The sequence below is a fragment of the Caballeronia sp. LZ034LL genome (assembly GCF_031451215.1).
GTDB lineage: Bacteria > Pseudomonadota > Gammaproteobacteria > Burkholderiales > Burkholderiaceae > Caballeronia.
Genome location: NZ_JARUXR010000002.1, coordinates 533,135 through 553,356 on the forward strand (window position 1 = coordinate 533,135; position 20,222 = coordinate 553,356).

Sequence of the window (20,222 nt, forward strand, 5' to 3'; positions counted from 1 at the left end):
GACGCCAGAACACTTGGCGTCACCGGGCGAACGGGTTGATGGGCCGCACGGCCCCTTTGTCGCTTGCTCGTTCGAGCAGCTGCACCGTCTCCCACGCTGCGACCGTGGCCTCCACATCCCTAAGCGACCACCCACGGATCGACGCCGACCAAACCAAGGCAGATGCCTTCCGCGATACTGGGGGCGGGTCACCGCACGCGGATCTGACAAACTTATTTATTCTGCTCTGGGAAAACGTCGCCGCCGCGACAGCTGTCGCTTCTCGTGGCTATGCGACAGACCATCCACCGTTAGCGAAGGGATTGAGCGACCGAGTGCAGTACGGCGAGTTCGCCGGCTCGCCGTCCCGACTCTGCTACAGGCACTCCTGCGCTTGCTCAGGTAAGGCGCGCGAACTTGCCTTCGGCTAAGAACCACGCCGACATCGTTCGTGCCAGTTCGAGCACGACCTCCGCGTCGGTCCGGCCGGAGGATGCGCGCACGTGGAACGAATGATCCGCGTCGTCCACCACATGCAGCGCGGCGCGTGGGCTCAGCGTGTCGACGACCGACCTCAGCAAGTGCAGCTCGGCCAGCTTGTCGCGCGTTCCCTGCAGGAAGAGCATCGGCACCGTGACGTCTGCCAGATGCTGTGCCCGCTCAATGCCGGGCGCGCCTGCCGGGTGCAGCGGGAACGCAACAAAAGCAAGGCCGCGTACCCCATCGAGCGGGGCGATGGCCTGGGCCTGGGACGTCATGCGGCCGCCGAACGACCTGCCGCCCGCGAAGAGCGGCAGGGCTGGCAGCCTCCGGCGGGCCTCTGCGACGGCTGCCCGCACGGCAGCATGTGCCACGGTGGGCGAGTCGACCCGCTTGGAGCCGCGCTCCATGTACGGAAACTGGTAGCGCAATGTAGCGACATTGGCCGCCGCAAGCGCGTCTGCCAATGTCGACATGCCGGCATGCTGCATACCCGCCCCGGCCCCGTGCGCGAAGACATATAAGGCTCGCGCGTCCTCCGGCACTTGGAGAAGCGCGGAGACGTTAGTGCCGTCGGGCAGAGCCAGGGAAAGCGATTCTGGGTCGTCCATCATATTCAGTTCGTGTCGTTGTGGCGTTTGCGCTGATTCTGCATCAATGAGCCATCGGGGCAAGTCTGTGGAGGCCTCCGGAAAGGCATTGGGCAGGTCGAGCTTGCCAGCCTATCCATGGAGCGCGCTCATCGTGAACGGGGCCGCAGTCGCGAAGTGTCTGTTGACGACCACAAGCCCGACCTGCGGGCCGCAACGAAATCCGCGCTTTGATACATCTGCGATATTGTCAGCGAGCTGTTACGGCACTGCAATCAAAGTCACAAGGAAGGGTTTATTCAAGCCGCTCGCAACGCTCGTGTCAGAACCTTCCGCGACAGCAGCGACAGCAAAGGCTTCTGCGTGTATGACGGACGACACCCGTTCGCCAACGATCAATTTTGGCGAGCTTGCTGTAGATGGGCAGTCACTTTGAGCACCGACCGCTCATCATCAAGTCCCTCGTGACGTTGCATCGGTCGTCGACGGCGTCGGCCCGGCACGCGCAGGTCATATCGGAGACGGCCGGCCCGGGCACGCTGCATTGCCGGCCCTCGCCCGATCGACAGGCGCCGTCGAGCCACGCACGATCAAACGCGGTTCCGATGCGACGCGCATCCGGTTCGCGAGACTCGCGGGCTGCGCAATCAACTCACGCAGCAGCGAGACGGCCAGGCTCGCCGCTTCGACGGTCGGCACGGCGACGGTCGTCAGCGGAGGCCGCCATTGTTGCGCCAGCTGGATATCGGTGATCCCCACCACGGAAAGATCCCGCGGCACGGCGCGGCCAATATCCGCCGCGGCGTCGATGGCGCCGAGCGCCGGAAGATCGTTGGTCGCGAAAATCGCCGATATGCCGGGGTCGCGATCGAGCAGCGCGAGCGCCGCAGCGTACCCGCCCTGCACGGTGTCGGGCGCGTGCAGCACCTTCGCGGCGGGGACTTCCAGACCGGCGCGGCGCATGGCATCGGCGAAACCGTCGTAGCGCGATGCATGAATGCCCATCGGCTTGCTGCCGACGATCGCGCCGACGCGCTCATGTCCCAGCGCGATCAGATGTTCGCCGGCGAGCCTTCCCGCCAGCTCGAAATCGACGGCGACGCACGGCAGCGCGGGCGGATCGGCAGGCCGCTCCCACATGCACAGCACGACGGGCGTGCCGCCGGCCTGCGTGCGATGCAAGTCGTCGAAATCGAGATTGGCGTTCATCACGAGCACGCCTTCCGACAACGTCCCCGCGATCTGTTCGAGGTACGCGCGGCCCGTCAGCGGATCTTCATTCGTATTGCAGATGATCACGAAATGCCCGCTCTCGCGCGCGGCCCGTTCGACCGCCAACGCGAACTCCGGATAGAACGGATTGGCGATGCTGGAGACCATCAGCGCCAGGGTCGGCGCGCGTCCCTCCGCGAGCGCGCGCGCCGCGAGGTGAGGGCGATAATTCAGCGCGGCGACCGCTTCCAGGACGCGCCGGCGCGTTTCCTCGCCGACGCGCCCGCGGTTGCGCAGCACGTTCGACACCGTCGCGGCCGTGACGCCCGCATGCTTCGCGACCTGGCTGAGCGTGGACATGATTCGGAAGGCGAGGTCAGTATGTGGGAGACATGTTCAGCATTTGCATCGTCCAGGAAGGCCATGCACTATGCGCGAAACACCAGAACGATTTGACGGAGACAACCTTACGTATGCTGCACTTGCAGCAATTTTTTCGTACGCAAGGTTAAGCGCTTAATCTCCGTGCCGGACCGATTAAATCACGGAGTTCATGCAATGGCGAGTGTTTCGTTGCGAGGCGTGCAGAAAGCGTACGGGAATAATCCACCGGTGATCCGCGATGTCGATCTCGAGATCGGCGAAAACGAGTTCTGCGTGTTCCTTGGCCCCTCGGGCTGCGGCAAGTCCACCTTGCTGCGCATGATCGCGGGTCTCGAAGACCTGAGCGATGGCGACCTGCTGATCGGCGGACGCGAGGTCAACGACGTGCCCGCGGCCGAGCGCGGCGTGGCGATGGTGTTTCAGAGCTACGCGCTGTTCCCGCACATGAGCGTCTACGAGAACATGTCGTTCGGCCTGAAGCTGGCCAAAAAATCCAAATCCGAAATCGACACGCGCGTGCGCGAGGCCGCGCGCGTGCTTCAACTGGACGCGCTGCTCGAACGCAAGCCGCGCGAGCTGTCGGGCGGACAACGGCAACGCGTTGCGATCGGGCGCGCCATTGTGCGCGAACCCGGCGTGTTTCTGTTCGACGAGCCGCTGTCCAATCTCGACGCCACCTTGCGCGGTCAGACGCGCATCGAGATCGCACGTCTGCACAAGCAGTTCGCCAGTGCGAGCGTGGTCTACGTGACGCACGATCAGACCGAAGCGATGACGCTCGCCGACAAGATCGTGCTGCTGCACGCCGGCGCCGACACCGCGCGCCACGGCAGCATCGCGCAGGTGGGCGCGCCGCTCGAGCTGTATCACCGGCCTGCGAGCCGCTTCGTCGCGGGCTTCATCGGCTCGCCGCGCATGAACTTCTTGGCTGCGACCGTGAGCGCGGTCGACGCGCAAGGCGTCACGGCGACGCTCGTGCAGACGGGCGAAGCGATGCGTGTCGCCGTCGACGGAACCGGCTTGCAGGAGAACGAGCCGGTGACGGTCGGCGTGCGGCCCGAGCATCTGGAACTGTCGGCAGGCGATGCGCGCGACGCGGGCGGCACGCTCACGCGCACGGTCTCGCTGACCGAACATCTCGGCGAACACAGCTACGTGCATCTCGAACAGCCCGACCGTGGCGTGCTGATCGCCAAGGTGCCGGGCAATGTGCAGGTCGACCGCGGCCAGCGCGTGAGCTTCGTGGCGCGCCCGGACGTCTGCCATCTTTTTACCCAGGATGATTTCTCCGTGAAACCGCTCGCCGCCGTGGCCCACACCCTATAAGGAAAACTGATGCGTCTCGGAGTCTGCTATTACCCCGAACACTGGCCGGAAACGATGTGGGAGGATGACGCGCGCCGCATGAAGGCGCTCGGCATCGAACAGGTGCGGATCGCGGAGTTCGCGTGGAGCCGCATGGAGCCTTCGCCGGGCGAATACGACTGGGGCTGGCTGGATCGTGCGATCGACGTGCTCGGCGCGGCGGGATTGAAGGTCGTGATGTGCACGCCGACGGCAACGCCGCCCAAATGGCTGATCGACCGGCATCCGGACGTGCTGCCCGTCGGCGCCGATGGCCGTCCGCGCGCGTTCGGCTCGCGGCGTCATTACGACTTCTCGTCGCCGTCGTACTTCGAGGCGTCGCGCGCGATCTGCACGGCGGTGGCGCAGCGCTATGGCCAGCATCCGTCGGTCGCGTTCTGGCAGACGGACAACGAGTACGGATGCCACAACACCGTGGTCAGCTATTCGCCAGCGGCCGTGCAGCGCTTTCGTCAGTGGCTCAAGGCGCGCTACGGCAGCGTCGATGCGCTCAATCGCGCGTGGGGCACCGTGTTCTGGAGCATGGAATATCGCAGCTTCGACGAGATCGATGCGCCCGTCGCCACCGTAACGGAAGCGCATCCGTCGCATCGCCTCGACTATCAGCGCTTCGCCTCCGATGAAGTCGCGCGCTACAACCGCATGCAGGTGAAGATCATCCGCGCGCATTCGCCGGGGCGGCCTGTCGCGCACAACTTCATGCAGCTGTTCACGGAGTTCGATCACTACGACGTCGCGGCCGATCTCGATATCGCCACGTGGGACAGCTATCCGCTCGGCGCGCTGGAAGAGCAGTGGTACGCGCCAGACGTGAAGGCGAAATATCTGCGCACCGGTCATCCGGACTTTGCCTCGTTCAATCACGATGTGTATCGCGGCATGTCGAAGCTGCCGTTCTGGGTGATGGAGCAGCAACCCGGGCCGGTCAACTGGGCACACTGGAATCCGTCGCCGCTGCCGGGCATGGTGCGCGTGTGGTCGTGGGAAGCGTTCGCGCACGGCGCGGGCTGCGTGTCGTACTTCAGATGGCGGCAGGCGCCGTTCGCGCAGGAGCAGATGCACGCGGGGCTTAACACGTCCGATAACCGCCTCGATGTGGGCGGCAGCGAAGCGCATCGTGTCGCGGAGGAAATCGCCCGCGTCGAAGCACACGCCGATGCCAACGCGCCCGTGCACGGCAAGATCGCACTCATCTGGGATTACACCGCAAAGTGGCTGTTCGCGATTCACCCGCAAGGCGCGGACTTTTTCTATCCGCGCTTTGCGTTCGAGTATTACTCGGCACTGCGCTCGCTCGGCTTCGACGTGGATATCGTGTCCGCGCACGCACCGCTCGACGGCTACGCGATGATCGTCGTGCCGCCGCTGCCCATCGTCCCCGATGACTTCGCCGCGCGGCTGAAGGCATCGGGCGCGCAGGTCGTGTTCGGGCCGCGCTGCGGATCGAAGACCGGGAGCGTGCAGATTCCGTCCAACCTGCCGCCGGGTTCGCTGTCCTCGATTCTTCCGGTGCGCGTATGGCGCGTCGAATCGATGCGGCCGAACGTGACGGAAGCGGTGGAGGGCGGCTATGCGCGTCATTGGCGCGACTTGATCGAACCGGGGCAAGCGACGGTACACGCGCGCTTCGCGGACGAACATCCCGCTTATGTCCAGGCGGACAAGGTGCATTACTTCACGAGCCTGTTCGACGAAGCGCTCACGCAAACGCTCTTCGCCCGCATTGCAAAAGAAGCGGGGCTGGCGCCGACGCCGCTTGCGGACGGTATCCGCGTGAGCCGCCGTGGCGGGCTGACTTACGTCTTCAATTATTCGAACGAGCCCTACACCATCGACGATATTGGCGGCGACCGTTTCATCATCGGTTCGCGTGAAGTAGAACCGCAAGGCGTGGCGATTTATCGAGCTTGACAAGCGAAGGCCGTACAAAAAACACAACATCAACAGGAGACAGGACATGACAGCAGGCAGCCTCAAGACACGCATGCGCATCGCCGCGACGGCGTTCGCGCTGGCGATGGGCGTGACGTCGTTCGCCACGGGAGCGGCGCAGGCCGCAACGATGACGATCAACATCGCGTTCAAGGGCGCGAGTCAGCGCGCGGTATGGCAGGAAGTCGTCGATGCCTTCAAGAAGGCGCATCCCGACGTCGACGTGAAAGTGTCGTTCATCGACGAGGAAGCCTACAAGGTGCAACTGCCCGGCTGGCTGTCGACGGTCGCGCCCGATATCGTCAACTGGCACAACGGCGAGCGCATGGCGTACTACGCGCGGCGCGGCCTGTTCGAAGACCTGAGCGGCGACTGGAAGAAGAACGGCTGGGACGGCATGTATGCATCGACCAAGGAATCGTCGAGCTACAACGGCAAGCAGTATGCCGCGCCCACGGTGTATTACTCGTGGGGTCTGTTCTATCGCAAGGATCTGTTTCAGAAGGCCGGCATCACGGAAGAGCCGAAGACCTGGGACCAGTTGATGGACGCGTGCAAGAAGCTGAAAGCAGCGGGCGTGACGCCGTTCGCCGTCGGCGGGCGCGATGCGTGGACGCTTGCCGGCTGGTTCGATTATCTCGATCTGCGCCTGAACGGCAACGCATTTCATCAGCAGCTGATGGCGGGCAACGTGCCCTACACCGATCCGCGCGTGAAGAAGGTTTATCTCGCGTGGAAGCAGTTGCTCGACGATAAGGATTTCATCGACAACTCGCTGTCCTACGATCTCGATGCCGCGCAGCCCTTCCTGTTCCAGGGCAAGGCCGCGATGATGCTGATGGGCACGTTCATCACGGGCGGCTTCCCCGCGAACGTGAAGCCAGAGATGGGCTACTTCCAGTTCCCGATCATCGACCCGAAAGTGCCGACCGCCGAAGACGGCCCGGTGGAATCGCTGCACATTCCTGCGAAGGCCAAGAACAAGGCCGATGCCCACGCGTTTCTTGCGTTCGTGGAAACGCCGGAAATGGGCGCAAAGCTCGCGCAAGGGCTGGGCTCGCTTTCGGCGAACAGCAAGTCGCCCGAGCCGGACGATCCCATTTCGAAGATCGGTTTCCAGATCCTGTCGAACACGAAGGGCGGCATTGCGCAGTTCTATGATCGCGACATGACCAAGGAAATGGCCGACGAAGGCATGAAGGGCATGCAGCAGTTCGTCTCCGATCCGTCGAAGCTCGACAGTATCCTGGCCCAGCTCGAACAGACGCGCAAGCGCATCTACAAGAAGTAAGGTCGAAGGCAAGCCGGCGCGCGGCGGCTCGAAGCCGCGCGCCGCCGCCGCGAAGAAAGGAGAAGGAGAGCCGTCGTGCCGCATTTCGCCACCCGTCAGGACGTCAACGCGCAGCCGCGCGAGCCGGATGCGTCCCATCCGCCACGTTCGCCGCATTCGCGAACGAAGCGGCGCGGACCATCGCCGACGGCGCGCAGGCAACGCAAGGCAGCGGTGCTGTTTCTCGCGCCCGCGTGCGTCATGGTCGCCGTCTACGTCATATGGCCGATTCTTTCGTCGATCCGGCTCAGCTTCTACAACTGGGACGGCATGACGGAACCGGCCTTCGTCGGCCTGGACAATTTCATCGAACTGTTTCAGGCGCCGACCTTCTATACCGCGCTGAAGAACAACATCATCTGGCTCGCGCTGTTTCTCCTTGCGCCGCCGATGGGTCTGGCCGTCGCGCTCTATCTGAATCAGGCGGTGGCGGGCATACGCATCGTCAAGTCGCTGTTCTTTGCGCCGTTCGTGCTGTCGGGCGTGGTCGTGGGGCTGATCTTCTCGTGGTTCTACGATCCGACCTTCGGTCTGCTGGCGGTGATTCTCGGACACGGCGTGCCGGTGCTTGGCGACGCGCGCTATGCGACGTTCGGCATCGTCTTCGCAGCGCTGTGGCCGCAAACCGCTTACTGCATGATTCTGTATCTGACCGGCTTGACGGCGCTCAACAGCGAGCAACTCGAAGCGGCGCGCATGGAAGGCGCGAAGGGCTGGACGATGCTCTGGCATGTCGTGTTGCCGCAATTGCGCCCCGTGACCTTCATGGCGATCGTCGTGACCGTGATCGGCGCGCTGCGCAGCTTCGATCTGATCTCGGTGATGACGGGCGGCGGTCCCTTCGAAAGCTCGACGGTGCTCGCGTACTACATGTACGACCAGGCCATCAAGTATTACCGGATCGGTTATTCGGCGTCGATTGCGGTGGTGCTGTTCGCGATCATGCTCGTGTATATCGTCTATCACTTGCGGCGCATGCTGCGTAACGAACGCTAAGGAGCGAGCATGTATCCGATGCCCGTGCAGAAGTGGAAGCCGCTCAACCGGCGCCTGTACAAACTCTCGCTTCCCATCGCGCTTCTGATCTGGCTATTGCCCATGATCGCGGTGCTGGTGACGTCGGTGCGTTCGAGCGAGGAACTCAGTCTCGGCAATTACTGGGGCTGGCCGCAGCACATCTCGCTCGTGGCCAACTATCGCGAGGCGCTCACCGCATCGCCGATGCTGCACTACTTCATGAACAGCGTGCTCATTACCGTGCCGGCGGTGCTCGGCGCGATCGCGCTCGCCGCGATGGCGGGCTTCGCCCTCGCGATCTATCGTTTTCCCGGCAACACGGCGCTGTTCGCCACGTTCGTCGCGGGCAATTTCGTGCCCATCCAGATTCTGATGATTCCGGTGCGCGATCTCTCGCTGAGCCTCGGATTGTTCAATACGGTGGGCGCGCTGATCCTGTTCCATCTGTCGTTTCAGACGGGATTTTGCACGCTGTTTCTGCGCAATTTCATCAGCCAGCTGCCGTTCGAGTTGATCGAGGCGGCCCGCATCGAAGGCGCGAGCGAATGGACGGTGTTCACCCGCATCGTGCTGCCGCTGATTCGTCCGGCGCTCGCGGCGCTTACGGTCCTTGTCTTCACCTTCGTGTGGAACGATTATTTCTGGGCCTTGTGTCTCACCCAAGGCGATGATGCCGCGCCGATCACGGTCGGTGTCGCGGCCTTGAAGGGTCAGTGGACGACGGCGTGGAATCTCGTGTCGGCGGGGTCGATCCTGGCCGCGCTGCCGTCGGTGGCGATGTTCTTCGCGATGCAGAAGCATTTCGTCGCCGGACTGACGTTCGGGGCGACGAAGGGGTGAGCGGGGACACTGTCCTCCAGGTTGTCATTCTCACCTAAGCATCTCTCGTTAGTCTGTGGGTCTTGTTCGTCTATCCCATTCGAGGTGAATCATGATTCGCAGATGGCCTATGCTTTTGACGGCTCTCGGTGCGTGCCTGCTGATGACGGCATGCGCCACCCCGGCCCAGCGCGCCACTCAAAAAGACGATCTGTTGTCAGCCGCCGGGTTCCACATCGTCCCGGTCACGACGGACCAACAGCGCCAACAACTGAAAACCTTGCCGCCGAATCGCGTGGTTCAGAAGATCAAGGATGGCAAGCCAGTCTTCGTGTACGCAGACCCTTATGCGTGTGGGTGCTTGTACATCGGCGACGAAACTGCATGGGACACGTACAAGCGCGACCAACTACAACAGAGCTTCCTCGATCAGGAACGCATGAACGCCGAAATGAACGAGAACGCGGCCTGGAACTGGGGCTTGTGGGGGCCTGGCTGGTGGGCGTATTGAGGAGCGCGGGCGCGGGTCAAGCATGTTGAGTGCCAGCGCTGTCCCGAAGACGCATCAGCCGTCGAGCGTCTCCAGAAGCACGATGCTTGTGTGGTCGCATGCAGTGATCGACAGCGCCGCTTCGTTGCGCACCGCCGCGCCATCGCGCGCTGCGAGACAGACATCGTTCACGCGTATGCGCCCGGTCATGGGCACGAGATAGGCCTGCGCATCCTTCGCCAAAGCGCGCGCAAGGCATTGTCCCTTGCGCATGTCCGCGACCAGCAGGCGGGCATCGGCATCTATCGGCAGCGCGCCGGCGTCGATGTCGGCGGATGCACCGCTCGCAACGATGACGAAGCCTGCCTCAGTGTGGCCCAGACCAAGGCTTCGCCGGGCCCATCGCGGTTCGGCGTCGCGAGTGCGCGGCGTCAACCAGATCTGAAACAGCTGCGCAGGCTCTTTTTCTTCGTTGCGCTCGGCATGCCGGATACCGCGTCCGGCGCTCATCACCTGGACATTGCCTGCCTCGATGCGACCCGTGTTGCCGAAGCTGTCCTCGTGCGTGATCGCGCCGGAGCGCACCAGGCTCACGATCTCGACGTTCGCGTGCGCGTGCATGCCAAAGCCTGACTGCGCCGCGAACGTATCGTCGTTCCAGATATACAGCGGGCCGAGCGCCGAGTGCTCCGGCGGACCGATCTCGCCGAAGCGAAAATGCAGGCGTGCGTCGAGCCAGTCTCGCTCGATACGCCCGAGTGTTTCAAAGGGGCGGTGCTCGATCATGGCGTTCCTCGTCAGACGCGTGTGGCAACGCAGCCTCGCCTTGCCACATCAGGAAGCCGCCTCAGACTTGCGCCTGACCGCCGTCGACGAACAGTTCTGCGCCGTTTACGAAGCTCGCGTCGTCGGATGCCAGGAACAGCGCCGCGGCAGCGATCTCGTTCGGGTCGCCTACACGGCCCAGCGGGATGCGCGACGCGAGGTAATCCAGCAAGCCTTGCTGCTGGGTAGCGTCCGGCCCGGCAAGCTCGACCAGACCGGGCGTTTTGGTCGCACCGGGACTGATGGTGTTGACGCGGATGCCGCGGTCCTTCAGGTCGAGAATCCAGCTGCGCGCGAAGTTGCGGATCGCGGCCTTGGATGCCGAATAGACGCTGAACGCCGCCGTGCCTTCGATGGTCGTCGTCGACCCGGCGAGAATGACCGATGCGCCTTTCGACAGAAGCGGCAACGCCTTCTGCACGGTAAAGAGCGTGCCTTTCACGTTGCGGTCGAAGGTGTCGTGGTAGTGCGCCTCGGTGATTTCGCCGAGAGGGATCATCGCGCCGCCACCTGCATTGGCAAACAGCACATCCAGCCGGCCTTGCTCCTCACGGATCTGCGCATACAGCGCATCCAGCTGTTCCAGCTTCGACGAATCGACGCGTACGCCCGTGGCGTTGCCGACTTCCACGACGGCCGCATCGAGTTCAGCCTGGCGACGGCCGGTGATGTACACATGCGCGCCTTCTGCCGCGAAGCGCCTGGCCGTCGCGAGGCCAATACCGCTGGTGCCGCCGGTGACGAGAGCGATCTTGCCTTCGAGCTTGCCTGCCATGGTGTTTCTCCTTGAGGGTTTGGTTGAGTGCTTCGTTGAAGCGATGTGAGAAGAATATCGACGCACCGATCTTTTCGAAATAGAATCGCCTGCAAACCATCATTGCAAAAATGAAATGAACCGATTTCCGGATTTTGAAGGGCTGGCGATGTTTGCCAAGGTGGCCGAAGAGGGCTCTTTTGCGGCGGCCGCTCGGGCCATGGGCGTGTCGGTCGCTACTGTCTCGCGGGGTGTCGCGCGGCTGGAAGAGCGGCTGGGCGCGCGGCTGTTCAATCGGACCTCGCGGCAACTTGCGCTCACCGAGTTCGGCGGAACGATCGCCGGGAAAGCCGGAGACATCTACCGGCAAGCCGAGGAAGCGGAAAACGCGGCCCGTGAGATGTCGGTTCAGCCGCGTGGCCTTGTGCGTCTGGCCGTGCCCATGTCGTTCGGCTTGCGCTGGGTCGCGCCGTTATTGCCGGGCTTCTTCGAGGTCTGTCCGGAGGTGTCGATCGACCTGCATCTGTCCGATGCCACGGTCGATATCGTGGCGCAAGGCTTCGATGCGGCGTTGAGGATCGCCGCGTTGCCGGACTCGTCGCTGGTGGCCAGACGCCTGTGTCCGATGTCGCAACTGGTCGTCGCGTCTCCCCGGTATTTGCAGCGCCACGGTCGTCCGATGCATCCTCGCGAGCTCGTCGAAAGGCCATGCCTGTCTTATGCATACCGCGCGCGCAGCGATGTGTGGCGATTCGTGAACGATGCAGGCGACGAAGAGCCGATTACGCCTGTCGGTCCGCTGCGGGTGACGAACTCCGACGCGCTGCTGCCCATGCTGCTCGAAGGGCTCGCCATAGCGGAACTGCCTGAGTTCATCGCGGGTGAATATCTGGCGGACGGGCGCCTTGAAACGATTCTGACGGACTGGCACCTGACGAGAGGCGGACTGTTTTTCGTGACGCCGTCGGCGCGCGCGCGACCGGCCAAGGTCACGGCGCTGGCCGATTACTTCGCGCAGCATCTGTCGAAGCCGGTCTGGAATCAAGTGTCGTAGGGGCGGAATGAACGAACCCATCGACCGACAAACAAAGCGACAACGCGTCAAAAGACTTCACCATTCGCTGAATGCCGAGTAGCAGGGGCAGAGGATGAGGTCGGAGTCGGGGGCAGGCGATTACCGCTGGGCCGGACGCTACAATAAGGCGACGATTCCGCTGGCCTAAACTGACCGGTTCCACATCTCCAACGGCGCCCGCATGCTGAAAATTCTCGGAAAAGCATCGTCAATCAACGTCCGCAAGGTACTCTGGGTGTGTGCGGAGTTGCAACTTCCCTTTGAACAAGAGGACTGGGGAACGGGTTTTCGATCAACCAACACGCCGGAATTCCTTGCCTTGAATCCCAATGGCCTCGTCCCGGTCATCCGGGACGGAGACTTCGTTTTTTGGGAGTCGAACTCGATTATCCGTTACCTTGCATCACGATATGGCGGCCAGTTTCTCTATCCATCTGACGCGCTGGCACGAGCGCGGATTGATCAATGGATGGACTGGCAGTCTACGGATCTGAATCGCTCATGGAGTTACGCGTTCCTGGGTTTAGTCAGGCGATCCGCCTCTCACCAGGAGCCGGACCATATAGCCGATTCGATCAGGAACTGGACCAAGCACATGCACGTACTGAATAGTCAGATCGAAATGACAGATGCCTTTGTCGCCGGGACAGACTTTTCGCTCGCGGACATTGCCATAGGACTGTCGGTGAACCGTTGGTTCAGTACTCCCTTTGAACATCCGCATTTTCCGGCCGTGTCGAAATATTTTGAGCGCTTGGCTGGATGTCGTGGGTTTGCGACTTATTGCAAGAATGGGTTGCCATGACTGTCGGCGGCAGGTCTGAATGAGCTTGAGTTGTATGGCCGCTTTCAGGATGCGCGACTGGCCGCTTGGGATTTGAATCCAGGATCTACACCAAAAAAGTTGATCATGATGATTATGTCTAATTATGCCGCTGAGTTCATGCGCGACGTCGGAGACCCTTATCACGTTCGCCTCATGGCCTCCATCAAGGCTCCTTCCTGACCTTTGCCGTTCGCAAGACGCGAGGCTTGGCAACATTTGACCGCGGCCGCTTCGTAGCCGCAGGATCTCGCGCATTTGCCAAATCCGTAGGCAATTCCCCAATCCCCAATAGATGTTCAGTGAGAAACTCACGCAGTACACGAACCTTCGTCGAAAGCCGCCGGTTCGGCAGATAGGCCATGTAGATCATGCGTCCGGTCAACGCGTTGTCGAGCCGATAGGCAGGAAGCACGAGTTCCAGCTTGCCATCCTTGAGAAGATCGCGGACCAGCCAGATTTCGAATTCGGCGATGCCGAGACCCGCGCACGTCGCTTCCAGCAATAACTCCGAATGATCCGACTGCAGGTTGCCTTGCGGAAGCATCGACTGCGTGCTTCTGCCCTTCGACAAATGCCAGCGCGGGTCGCCCTCCGGATGCAGATAGCGCAGGCAGTTGTGCTGCGCAAGATCGCCTGGCGTCACGGGCCGGCCGCGCTGCGCGAGGTAGCCAGGCGCCGCGCACAGGACGCTGTCGTTGCGCGAGATCGGCTGAACGATCAGGTTATCGAGGTAGTTCTCGCCCTCGTGAATATCGAGGTCGAAGCCGCCTGCAACCATGTCGTTGTGATTGTCGGTGAGACGCAGATCGAGCTGAATGCCGGGATAGCGCACGAGAAACGGAGTCACCAGCGGCGCAAGGTAACGTCGGCCGAAGGCGACCGGCGCAGTCAGCTTCAGAGGCCCGCTCGGCGCGGCATCGAGTTCAGCGACGACGCGCAGCGTGTCGTCCAGGTCCGCGATCATCGAGACCGCGCGCGAGTGATAGAGATTGCCGGCTTCGGTCAGCGCGACATGATGCGTCGAACGATGCAACAGCGGCACGCCCAGCATATCTTCGAGCGCCGTGATCTTGCGCGCGACCGTGGAAGTCGCCAGCTTGAGCTCGCGCGCCGCCGCGGACAGACTTCCAAGCTCGACGACGCGCACGAGCGCGCGCATGGCGCCGAGATGATCGAGGCCGGTTTCCTGTGCTTTTTTTCGGACCATCTGGCGTTGCACCCCATGCAAAACGGTTTTCGAAATTACGCCTGAACACAGTTTTTTGCAATAATTAAACTCGCACTACCGTGTTCACTTTCCAGACCCGATGACCCTTCCCTCGCATGTCCCGCTTGCCATCGCGAGCCGCAACACCCATGTCGAACGCATTCACTGGGGTTCGGTGGCCGTCGTCGACACGGACGGTGCGTTGCTTGCCTACGCGGGCGACCCGCACGCGAGCGTCTTCTCGCGCTCCACGCTCAAGCCGTTTCAGGCGCTCCCGTTCGTGCGCGACGGCGGTCCCGGCCATTTCCGCTTCACCGACGCCGAACTTGCGCTGGCGTGCGCGAGCCATGGCGGCGAACAGTTCCACTTCGACGCGGTGTCCAGCATGCTCGACAAGATCGGCGCGGCGGAGTCCGATCTGCGCTGCGGCGTGCACATGCCCGACGTCTACGGCGAGCACAACCTGCCGCCGCGCGGCAGTGTGTTCGATCAGCGTCACCACAACTGCTCCGGCAAGCATGCGGGCTTTCTCGGCTATTGCACGCTGCACGGTCACGCCCGCGACTCCTATCTCGAACCCGAACACGCTCTGCAGCGAGCGATTTCCCGCGAGGTCGCTGCGCTCGCCGACATGCCCGAGGCGGACATGTGGTCCGGCATCGACGGATGCAGCGCCCCGAACTACGGCATGCCGCTCGAACGGCTCGCGCGCATGTGGGCGCGGCTCGCCGCCGGCACGTCGCCCTCGGGCGCGGAAACGGACGCGTCCCTCGCCCGCATCTATGGAGCCATGGCCGCGCATCCGGAGATGGTGTCCGGCACGGGCCGCTGCGATCTGGCGCTCGCGCAGGCATCGCACGATGGCGACTGGGTCACGAAAGTCGGCGCTGACGGCGTGCATGCGATCGGCGTGCGCAGCCGCGGCATCGGCGTGGCGGTGAAGATCGCCGACGGCGATTTTGCCGCCGTCTATGCCACGACCATCGCCGTGCTCAGGCAACTCGACTTGCCGCTCGTCACCGCGGGCACGCAACTCGAAAAATGGGCGGATCCGGTGCTGCGCAACGTGCGCGGCGCGGCCGTGGGCCAGCTTCAGTCGACGGTGAAACTCACATGGGCGTGAGCGCGCACCCGGAGAGGCCGCTCGTGTCGCTGCGGGGGCTGAACAAGTCGTTCGGAACACAGCAGGTGTTGTTCGACGTCGATCTCGAAGTCGGATGCGGGGAAGTCGTGGTGGTGATCGGACCGTCCGGCTCCGGCAAGTCCACCCTCTGCCGCTGCATCAACCGGCTGGAGACGATCGATGCGGGCGAGATCCTGATCGACGGCGAGCGGCTGCCTGAAGAAGGCCGCGCGCTCGCCGCGATGCGCGCGCAGATCGGCATGGTGTTTCAGTCGTTCAATCTGTTCTCGCACCGCACGGTACTGGAGAATGTGTCGATGGGCCCGCGCAAGGTGCTCGGCCAGCCGCGCGCGACCGCCGAAGCCGAGGCGCGGCGGCTGCTCGCGCGCGTCGGTCTCGCGCACAAGGCCGATGCCGCGCCGGCGGAACTGTCGGGCGGTCAGCAGCAGCGCGTCGCGCTGGCCCGCGCGCTGGCGATGAACCCGAAGCTGATCCTGTTCGACGAACCCACGTCGGCGCTCGATCCTGAAATGGTCAGCGAAGTACTGCAGGTCATGCTCGAACTGGCGAAGAGCGGCATGACGATGATCGTGGTGACGCACGAGATGGGCTTCGCGCGCCAGGCGGCGGACCGGATCGTCTTCATGGATGCCGGGCGGATCGTCGAGGTGGCGCAGCCCGGTTCGTTCTTCGCGGGGCCGCAGTCCGAACGCGGCCGCGATTTCCTGTCACGCATCCTGGAGCATTGAAGTTCCGATACTGAAGCGTCCATGAGGCCGCTTAACCATAACAGCACGGAGACAAGCGCATGAAACTCAAGTCGATCGTCGTCATTGCCGCATGCGCCGCGAGCGCGTGGCTGTCGGCAAGCACGGCCGCTCACGCCGAGACCTTCCCCGCCGACTCGACCATGGCGAAGATCCAGAAGCGCGGCAAGCTCGTGGTCGGGACCTCGCTGAACACGCTGATGTTCTCGGTACGCAATCCGATGTCAGGCAACACGGAGGGTTTCGAAGCCGATCTCGCGCGCCTGCTCGCAACCCGGCTCACGGGCTCGCCCGACAATGTCGAGTGGATCAAGACGACGACCGAGAACCGGCTCCCGTTCGTGCAGAACGGCCGTGTCGACGTCGTGATCGCCACGCTCACCATCAACGATCAGCGCAAGAAGGTCATCGGCTTCGCAGGGCCGTACTATGTGGCCGGCCAGGACATTCTCACGCGCCGTGCCGATACCTCGATCAAGGCTCCGCAGGATCTGAACGGCAAGACCGCGTGCGTGCTGAACGGCACGACGGTGGAAGACAACGTCAGGAAGATCGCGCCGCAGACGAAGTTCGTCACTTTCAACGACACCGCGGCATGCGTCGAAGGCGTCGCCGACAACCGCTTCGACGCCTACGTCGACGATGGCGCCACGCTCGCGGGCGAAGCGATGCGTCAGCCGAACAAGTTTCGCATCATCGGCAAGCCGTTCACGCAGGAACCGTGGGGTATCGGCGTAGCGAAACAGGACGAGCAGTTCCGCGAGTGGATCAGCGCGCAGCTGCAGCAGTCGATCAAGGACGGGACCTGGGACAAGCTCTACGCGAAGAACCTCGAGGGTACGCTCGGCAAGCCGCAGGTGCCGACGATCGAACGCTGATTCGCGCGCATCCATGGACCCTCTTCATTCGTTTGCGTGGCGCTTCGTCGAAGCGATGGGCGTCACGATCGAGCTATCGCTGCTGTCCTTCGCGATGGCGTTCGTGCTGGGCATCGCACTGACGGTCATGGCCATCGGACCGCTGGCGCCGCTGCGCTGGTTCGCGGCGACCTACATCGAAGTGATGCGCATGACGCCGCTGCTCGCGCTTCTGCTGCTGTTCGTGTTCGGCTTGCCGAAGCTCGGCTTCATGTACTCGCTCACGACGTCGTCCATCCTCGTGCTCGGCTTCTACACCGCCGCGTGGGTCGCCGAAGTCCTGCGCGCCGGCGTGAACGCGGTGCCGTCCGGGCAGATCGAAGCGGCGCGCAGCATCGGCATGCGCTTTACGCAGGTGGTCGGCAACGTCGTGCTTCCGCAGGCCGTGCGTACGGTGATACCGCCGCTCGGCAATCTCTTCGTCAATCAGATCAAGGCATCGTCGATCGCTGCGGCGGTCGGCGTGTTCGACATCACCTACACGGCCCAGCGGATCAACTTCGAAACCGCGCAAGCCGTGCCCACCTTCGCCGCCGCGATGTTCGCCTACATGGCGCTCACGGTGCCGCTCGGCCTTCTCATGCGTCGCATCGAACACAGCATGGCGGTGGCGCGATGAAGCGCACCACCGCGCTCTACGAAGCACCGGGTCCCATCGCGCGTAGCCGCCAGCGAGTCTTTTCGATCGTGAGCGCCGTTGCCGTGCTCGGTCTCTTGGTGGCGATCGGCGTGCGGCTCGAATCGAGCGGACAGTTCGAGGCGCCGAAGTGGGCCATTTTCTGGCATTGGGGCACCGCGAAATTCCTCTTCGACGGACTCGTCTCGACCCTCCAGGCCGCGCTGTGCTCGGCGCTCGCTGCATTCGTACTGGCCATCCCGCTTGCGCTCGGGAGGTTGTCCTCGCGCGGCTGGGTGCGCGCGCTGTCGGGCACGTATGTCGAATTGTTCCGCGCCGTGCCGTTGTTGTTGCTGATCCTGTTCATGGTGATCGAGCTGCCCGCCCTGGGTTTCGACTGGCCTGCCCTCGGCTTTCTCGTCGTGGCCATGGCGCTGCATCACGCGGCGCTCACCGCGGAAGTGGTGCGCGCAGGCATTCTCTCGCTGCCGCGCGGACAACGCGAAGCGGCGCTGGCACTGGGCATGCGTCCGTGGCAGGCGATGCTGCACGTCGTGCTGCCGCAGGCGCTGCGCAACATGCTGCCGGCGCTGATCAGCTCGTTGCTGGCCGTCGTGCAGGACACGTCGCTCGGCTATGTGATCCCTTACGACGAACTGCTGCACCGGTCGCAGGACATATCGAGCTATGCGCCCGAGTCGCTGCTGCAGGCGGCGTTCATCGTGACCGTGATGTATGGATGCGTCAGCGCCGCGCTGCTGTTCCTGAAACGATGGGTCGTGCGTCGCCAGAATCGCGGAGCCGTACGCAAGGGGAAATCGACCGCCTTGCGGGAGCCGGTTCTCGAAGGCGGCGAAATTGTCACCGCTGTGGACTCCAACAAGGCGTGAGGAGATGCGCCCCAGCGCCCCGTGGTATGTTTGGTTCCTGGCAAAGAAGCTGGATGGACATCGCCGATGTCTGTTTTTCCAGGGGCTCAACATGGCACAAGGTAACGAGACGACCGATATTGGCGACAGCCAGAGTATTCAGGCCCTGCAAGCACTTGCCGGGGTACTGGAGCGTGCGCTCGACGAGGCGACGAGCGTGGTGCTGATTCGGCATGTGCCGGAGGTGTGCACGGTCTATCTCGGTGACCCGTCCGGGCCGCGAGAGCAGCTTCGCCGAGTCGGAAAAGTGCCCCGTGAGATCGCGGATGAAATGTTGAAGCTGACGTCATCCGGGCCGAATCGCATTCAGATCGGCGATCAGCTGTATCGCTTTGTTCGGACCTTTACGCAGGTTGAAGGAACCGCTGCCGTGGTTCTTTCGATTTGAGCGTGTCACACTTTTAACGGATCGAACTTGCCCCTGAAAGCGAAGCACGCTTTCAAAACGGGGCGTTCTGAGCAAAGCGCTGTTACCTCACCTGTTCGAGACATTGCGTCTCGTCCGGGCTATCGGTTGCGGTTCTGAAGAAGTCGATGCAACAGTCGACGAAGTTTCTCAGCCGTGCAGGCAACAGTTCGCGGTGAGGATAGAAAAGACATACTTCGACGCTGCCGCTCGAACCTGTACATCCGGGCAGCAGCTGCACGAGATGCCTCGCATGGATGTCTTCACGGACCATCGTATCGGGCAGAATGGCGATGCCCATACCGGACATTGCTGCCGCGCGTAGCAGCACCTCGTCGCCTTCCATCGAGGATATCGGGGCTACCACCACCTTGCTCCCCTCCTCATCCAGTTCAACCATCCCAGGCCTTTTTGCTCTCGCGCCGTGATGAACCAGCAGGAAATGTCCGGCGAGATCCGCCGCACATTGGGGCAAGCCATATTCGGCAATATAGGCGGGTGAAGCGACCAGGATCGACGTCGACCTCAATAACGTGCGTCGGATCACCGTCGATTGCTCGACCAGATGCGACGGCAGCATCGCGAGATCGAAGCGGCCGCCGTAGAGATTGACCGGCCCCTCCTCCACGGCAATCGCGAGCCTGATGTGCGGTGCAATGCGCCGATAATGGCGCAACAGCCGCGCGAATTTGCCGCTCATGAGCGTGGGATGAATCGCCAGTCGAAGGCTGCCGCCATCGAACTCCCGCTCTTGCGAGATGCGCCGGTTGGCCTGATCGAGTTCTTGGAGCAGACGGCTGCACGTGACGAAGTACGGCCGTGCGGCGTCGGTCAGAAAGACGGATCGCGTCGTTCGCAGCAGGACTCTCGTCTGCATGCACGCTTCGAGCTTCGCAATTGCCTTCGATATCGAGCCCGTGCTGACATTCAACGATTCGGCGGCCTTGCTGAAACTCTGGAACCGCGCGGCCGCCACGAATGCCCGCAACATGTAAAGCTGATCCATCTCGCACCTCACGATTCAGTCTATAAAAAAGACTAGGTGCAAAGCGCCGGCGGCTCCAGCGTCCGTTGAGGTGCCGGGCACATGCTTGCGTATATGCACGCCATACCAGCGGATAGTTCTGCTTGCGCATTCCGGATGGCACGCATATTCGCCACGGCGGGAAAGCTGTTTTA

General features: G+C 62.9%; 19 protein-coding genes and 1 pseudogene. 14 read left to right on the top strand and 6 right to left on the bottom strand.

The window, feature by feature from the left end; genetic code table 11:
- Positions 1–377: 377 nt before the first annotated feature.
- Complete coding sequence (locus QCE83_RS16795) at positions 378–1,070, bottom strand: alpha/beta family hydrolase (protein WP_309815414.1); 693 nt, start codon at positions 1,068–1,070, stop codon at positions 378–380.
- A 489-nt stretch (positions 1,071–1,559) separates the two neighbouring features.
- Positions 1,560–2,621, bottom strand: coding sequence for a LacI family DNA-binding transcriptional regulator (locus tag QCE83_RS16800; protein WP_309813036.1), 1,062 nt, complete (start codon positions 2,619–2,621; stop codon positions 1,560–1,562).
- A gap of 198 nt (positions 2,622–2,819) precedes the next feature.
- Between QCE83_RS16800 and QCE83_RS16805 the strand changes: the two genes are divergently transcribed.
- The 6 genes from QCE83_RS16805 (at position 2,820) to QCE83_RS16830 (ending at position 9,619) form a co-directional block, all read left to right on the top strand.
- Positions 2,820–3,971 (top strand): sn-glycerol-3-phosphate ABC transporter ATP-binding protein UgpC, encoded by a 1,152-nt coding sequence (locus QCE83_RS16805; RefSeq protein WP_309813039.1) that lies wholly within the window; start codon positions 2,820–2,822, stop codon positions 3,969–3,971.
- Between the two features lie 9 nt (positions 3,972–3,980).
- Entirely contained in the window at positions 3,981–5,921 is a 1,941-nt protein-coding gene (locus tag QCE83_RS16810; protein WP_309813042.1) for a beta-galactosidase, read from the top strand.
- A 46-nt stretch (positions 5,922–5,967) separates the two neighbouring features.
- Complete coding sequence (locus QCE83_RS16815; RefSeq protein ID WP_404984939.1) at positions 5,968–7,233, top strand: ABC transporter substrate-binding protein; 1,266 nt, start codon at positions 5,968–5,970, stop codon at positions 7,231–7,233.
- A gap of 75 nt (positions 7,234–7,308) precedes the next feature.
- A complete protein-coding gene (locus QCE83_RS16820; RefSeq protein ID WP_309813045.1) occupies positions 7,309–8,268 on the top strand; it encodes a sugar ABC transporter permease in 960 nt (319 codons plus the stop codon).
- 9 nt (positions 8,269–8,277) lie between these two features.
- Positions 8,278–9,129: a carbohydrate ABC transporter permease gene (locus QCE83_RS16825; RefSeq protein ID WP_309813051.1), complete on the top strand. Its 852-nt coding sequence runs from the start codon at positions 8,278–8,280 to the stop codon at positions 9,127–9,129.
- Positions 9,130–9,238: 109 nt separating this feature from the next.
- Entirely contained in the window at positions 9,239–9,619 is a 381-nt protein-coding gene (locus QCE83_RS16830) for a hypothetical protein (RefSeq protein WP_309813054.1), read from the top strand.
- A 54-nt stretch (positions 9,620–9,673) separates the two neighbouring features.
- Here QCE83_RS16830 and QCE83_RS16835 read toward each other — a convergent pair whose 3' ends face one another.
- Both QCE83_RS16835 and QCE83_RS16840 read right to left on the bottom strand, forming a co-directional pair.
- Positions 9,674–10,384: a pirin family protein gene (locus QCE83_RS16835; RefSeq protein WP_309813057.1), complete on the bottom strand. Its 711-nt coding sequence runs from the start codon at positions 10,382–10,384 to the stop codon at positions 9,674–9,676.
- Between the two features lie 61 nt (positions 10,385–10,445).
- Entirely contained in the window at positions 10,446–11,198 is a 753-nt protein-coding gene (locus QCE83_RS16840; RefSeq protein ID WP_309813059.1) for an SDR family oxidoreductase, read from the bottom strand.
- 115 nt (positions 11,199–11,313) lie between these two features.
- On the opposite strand from QCE83_RS16840, the gene QCE83_RS16845 reads away from it, so the two are divergent.
- Both QCE83_RS16845 and QCE83_RS16850 read left to right on the top strand, forming a co-directional pair.
- Positions 11,314–12,231 (top strand): LysR family transcriptional regulator, encoded by a 918-nt coding sequence (locus QCE83_RS16845; RefSeq protein WP_309813061.1) that lies wholly within the window; start codon positions 11,314–11,316, stop codon positions 12,229–12,231.
- A 202-nt stretch (positions 12,232–12,433) separates the two neighbouring features.
- Positions 12,434–13,057, top strand: coding sequence for a glutathione S-transferase (locus tag QCE83_RS16850; RefSeq protein ID WP_309813064.1), 624 nt, complete (start codon positions 12,434–12,436; stop codon positions 13,055–13,057).
- A 256-nt stretch (positions 13,058–13,313) separates the two neighbouring features.
- Here QCE83_RS16850 and QCE83_RS16855 read toward each other — a convergent pair.
- A pseudogene (locus QCE83_RS16855) lies at positions 13,314–14,285 on the bottom strand (LysR family transcriptional regulator); the annotation flags it as partial.
- Positions 14,286–14,385: 100 nt separating this feature from the next.
- Here QCE83_RS16855 and QCE83_RS16860 point away from each other — a divergent pair.
- From QCE83_RS16860 to QCE83_RS16885, 6 genes are read left to right on the top strand one after another with little or no spacing between them, the layout of a single operon-like run.
- Positions 14,386–15,408 (top strand): asparaginase, encoded by a 1,023-nt coding sequence (locus QCE83_RS16860; protein WP_309813066.1) that lies wholly within the window; start codon positions 14,386–14,388, stop codon positions 15,406–15,408.
- A complete protein-coding gene (locus QCE83_RS16865) occupies positions 15,399–16,157 on the top strand; it encodes an amino acid ABC transporter ATP-binding protein (RefSeq protein ID WP_309813068.1) in 759 nt (252 codons plus the stop codon). Before QCE83_RS16860 ends, QCE83_RS16865 begins: the two co-directional genes overlap by 10 nt.
- Positions 16,158–16,216: 59 nt before the next feature.
- Positions 16,217–17,053, top strand: coding sequence for a glutamate ABC transporter substrate-binding protein (locus tag QCE83_RS16870; protein ID WP_309813071.1), 837 nt, complete (start codon positions 16,217–16,219; stop codon positions 17,051–17,053).
- A 13-nt stretch (positions 17,054–17,066) separates the two neighbouring features.
- A complete protein-coding gene (locus QCE83_RS16875) occupies positions 17,067–17,711 on the top strand; it encodes an amino acid ABC transporter permease (protein WP_309813074.1) in 645 nt (214 codons plus the stop codon).
- Entirely contained in the window at positions 17,708–18,598 is an 891-nt protein-coding gene (locus QCE83_RS16880; protein WP_309813078.1) for an amino acid ABC transporter permease, read from the top strand. Before QCE83_RS16875 ends, QCE83_RS16880 begins: the two co-directional genes overlap by 4 nt.
- A gap of 4 nt (positions 18,599–18,602) precedes the next feature.
- A complete protein-coding gene (locus QCE83_RS16885; protein ID WP_309813081.1) occupies positions 18,603–19,025 on the top strand; it encodes a hypothetical protein in 423 nt (140 codons plus the stop codon).
- 82 nt (positions 19,026–19,107) lie between these two features.
- On the opposite strand, the gene QCE83_RS16890 is transcribed toward QCE83_RS16885, so the two are convergent.
- Positions 19,108–20,049 carry a LysR substrate-binding domain-containing protein gene (locus tag QCE83_RS16890; RefSeq protein ID WP_309813084.1) on the bottom strand — a complete coding sequence of 314 codons (942 nt, stop codon included), beginning with the start codon at positions 20,047–20,049 and terminating at the stop codon, positions 19,108–19,110.
- Between the last annotated feature and the right edge of the window lie 173 nt (positions 20,050–20,222).

Bases quoted from the DNA above. Each gene is read 5' to 3' on its own strand.
- QCE83_RS16795 (WP_309815414.1), bottom strand. From the start codon at position 1,070: ATGGACGACCCAGAATCGCTTTCCCTGGCTCTGCCCGACGGCACTAAC.
- QCE83_RS16800 (WP_309813036.1), bottom strand. From the start codon at position 2,621: ATGTCCACGCTCAGCCAGGTCGCGAAGCATGCGGGCGTCACGGCCGCG.
- QCE83_RS16805 (WP_309813039.1), top strand. From the start codon at position 2,820: ATGGCGAGTGTTTCGTTGCGAGGCGTGCAGAAAGCGTACGGGAATAAT.
- QCE83_RS16810 (WP_309813042.1), top strand. From the start codon at position 3,981: ATGCGTCTCGGAGTCTGCTATTACCCCGAACACTGGCCGGAAACGATG.
- QCE83_RS16815 (WP_404984939.1), top strand. From the start codon at position 5,968: ATGACAGCAGGCAGCCTCAAGACACGCATGCGCATCGCCGCGACGGCG.
- QCE83_RS16825 (WP_309813051.1), top strand. From the start codon at position 8,278: ATGTATCCGATGCCCGTGCAGAAGTGGAAGCCGCTCAACCGGCGCCTG.
- QCE83_RS16830 (WP_309813054.1), top strand. From the start codon at position 9,239: ATGCTTTTGACGGCTCTCGGTGCGTGCCTGCTGATGACGGCATGCGCC.
- QCE83_RS16835 (WP_309813057.1), bottom strand. From the start codon at position 10,384: ATGATCGAGCACCGCCCCTTTGAAACACTCGGGCGTATCGAGCGAGAC.
- QCE83_RS16840 (WP_309813059.1), bottom strand. From the start codon at position 11,198: ATGGCAGGCAAGCTCGAAGGCAAGATCGCTCTCGTCACCGGCGGCACC.
- QCE83_RS16845 (WP_309813061.1), top strand. From the start codon at position 11,314: ATGAACCGATTTCCGGATTTTGAAGGGCTGGCGATGTTTGCCAAGGTG.
- QCE83_RS16850 (WP_309813064.1), top strand. From the start codon at position 12,434: ATGCTGAAAATTCTCGGAAAAGCATCGTCAATCAACGTCCGCAAGGTA.
- QCE83_RS16860 (WP_309813066.1), top strand. From the start codon at position 14,386: ATGACCCTTCCCTCGCATGTCCCGCTTGCCATCGCGAGCCGCAACACC.
- QCE83_RS16865 (WP_309813068.1), top strand. From the start codon at position 15,399: ATGGGCGTGAGCGCGCACCCGGAGAGGCCGCTCGTGTCGCTGCGGGGG.
- QCE83_RS16870 (WP_309813071.1), top strand. From the start codon at position 16,217: ATGAAACTCAAGTCGATCGTCGTCATTGCCGCATGCGCCGCGAGCGCG.
- QCE83_RS16875 (WP_309813074.1), top strand. From the start codon at position 17,067: ATGGACCCTCTTCATTCGTTTGCGTGGCGCTTCGTCGAAGCGATGGGC.
- QCE83_RS16880 (WP_309813078.1), top strand. From the start codon at position 17,708: ATGAAGCGCACCACCGCGCTCTACGAAGCACCGGGTCCCATCGCGCGT.
- QCE83_RS16885 (WP_309813081.1), top strand. From the start codon at position 18,603: ATGCGCCCCAGCGCCCCGTGGTATGTTTGGTTCCTGGCAAAGAAGCTG.
- QCE83_RS16890 (WP_309813084.1), bottom strand. From the start codon at position 20,049: ATGGATCAGCTTTACATGTTGCGGGCATTCGTGGCGGCCGCGCGGTTC.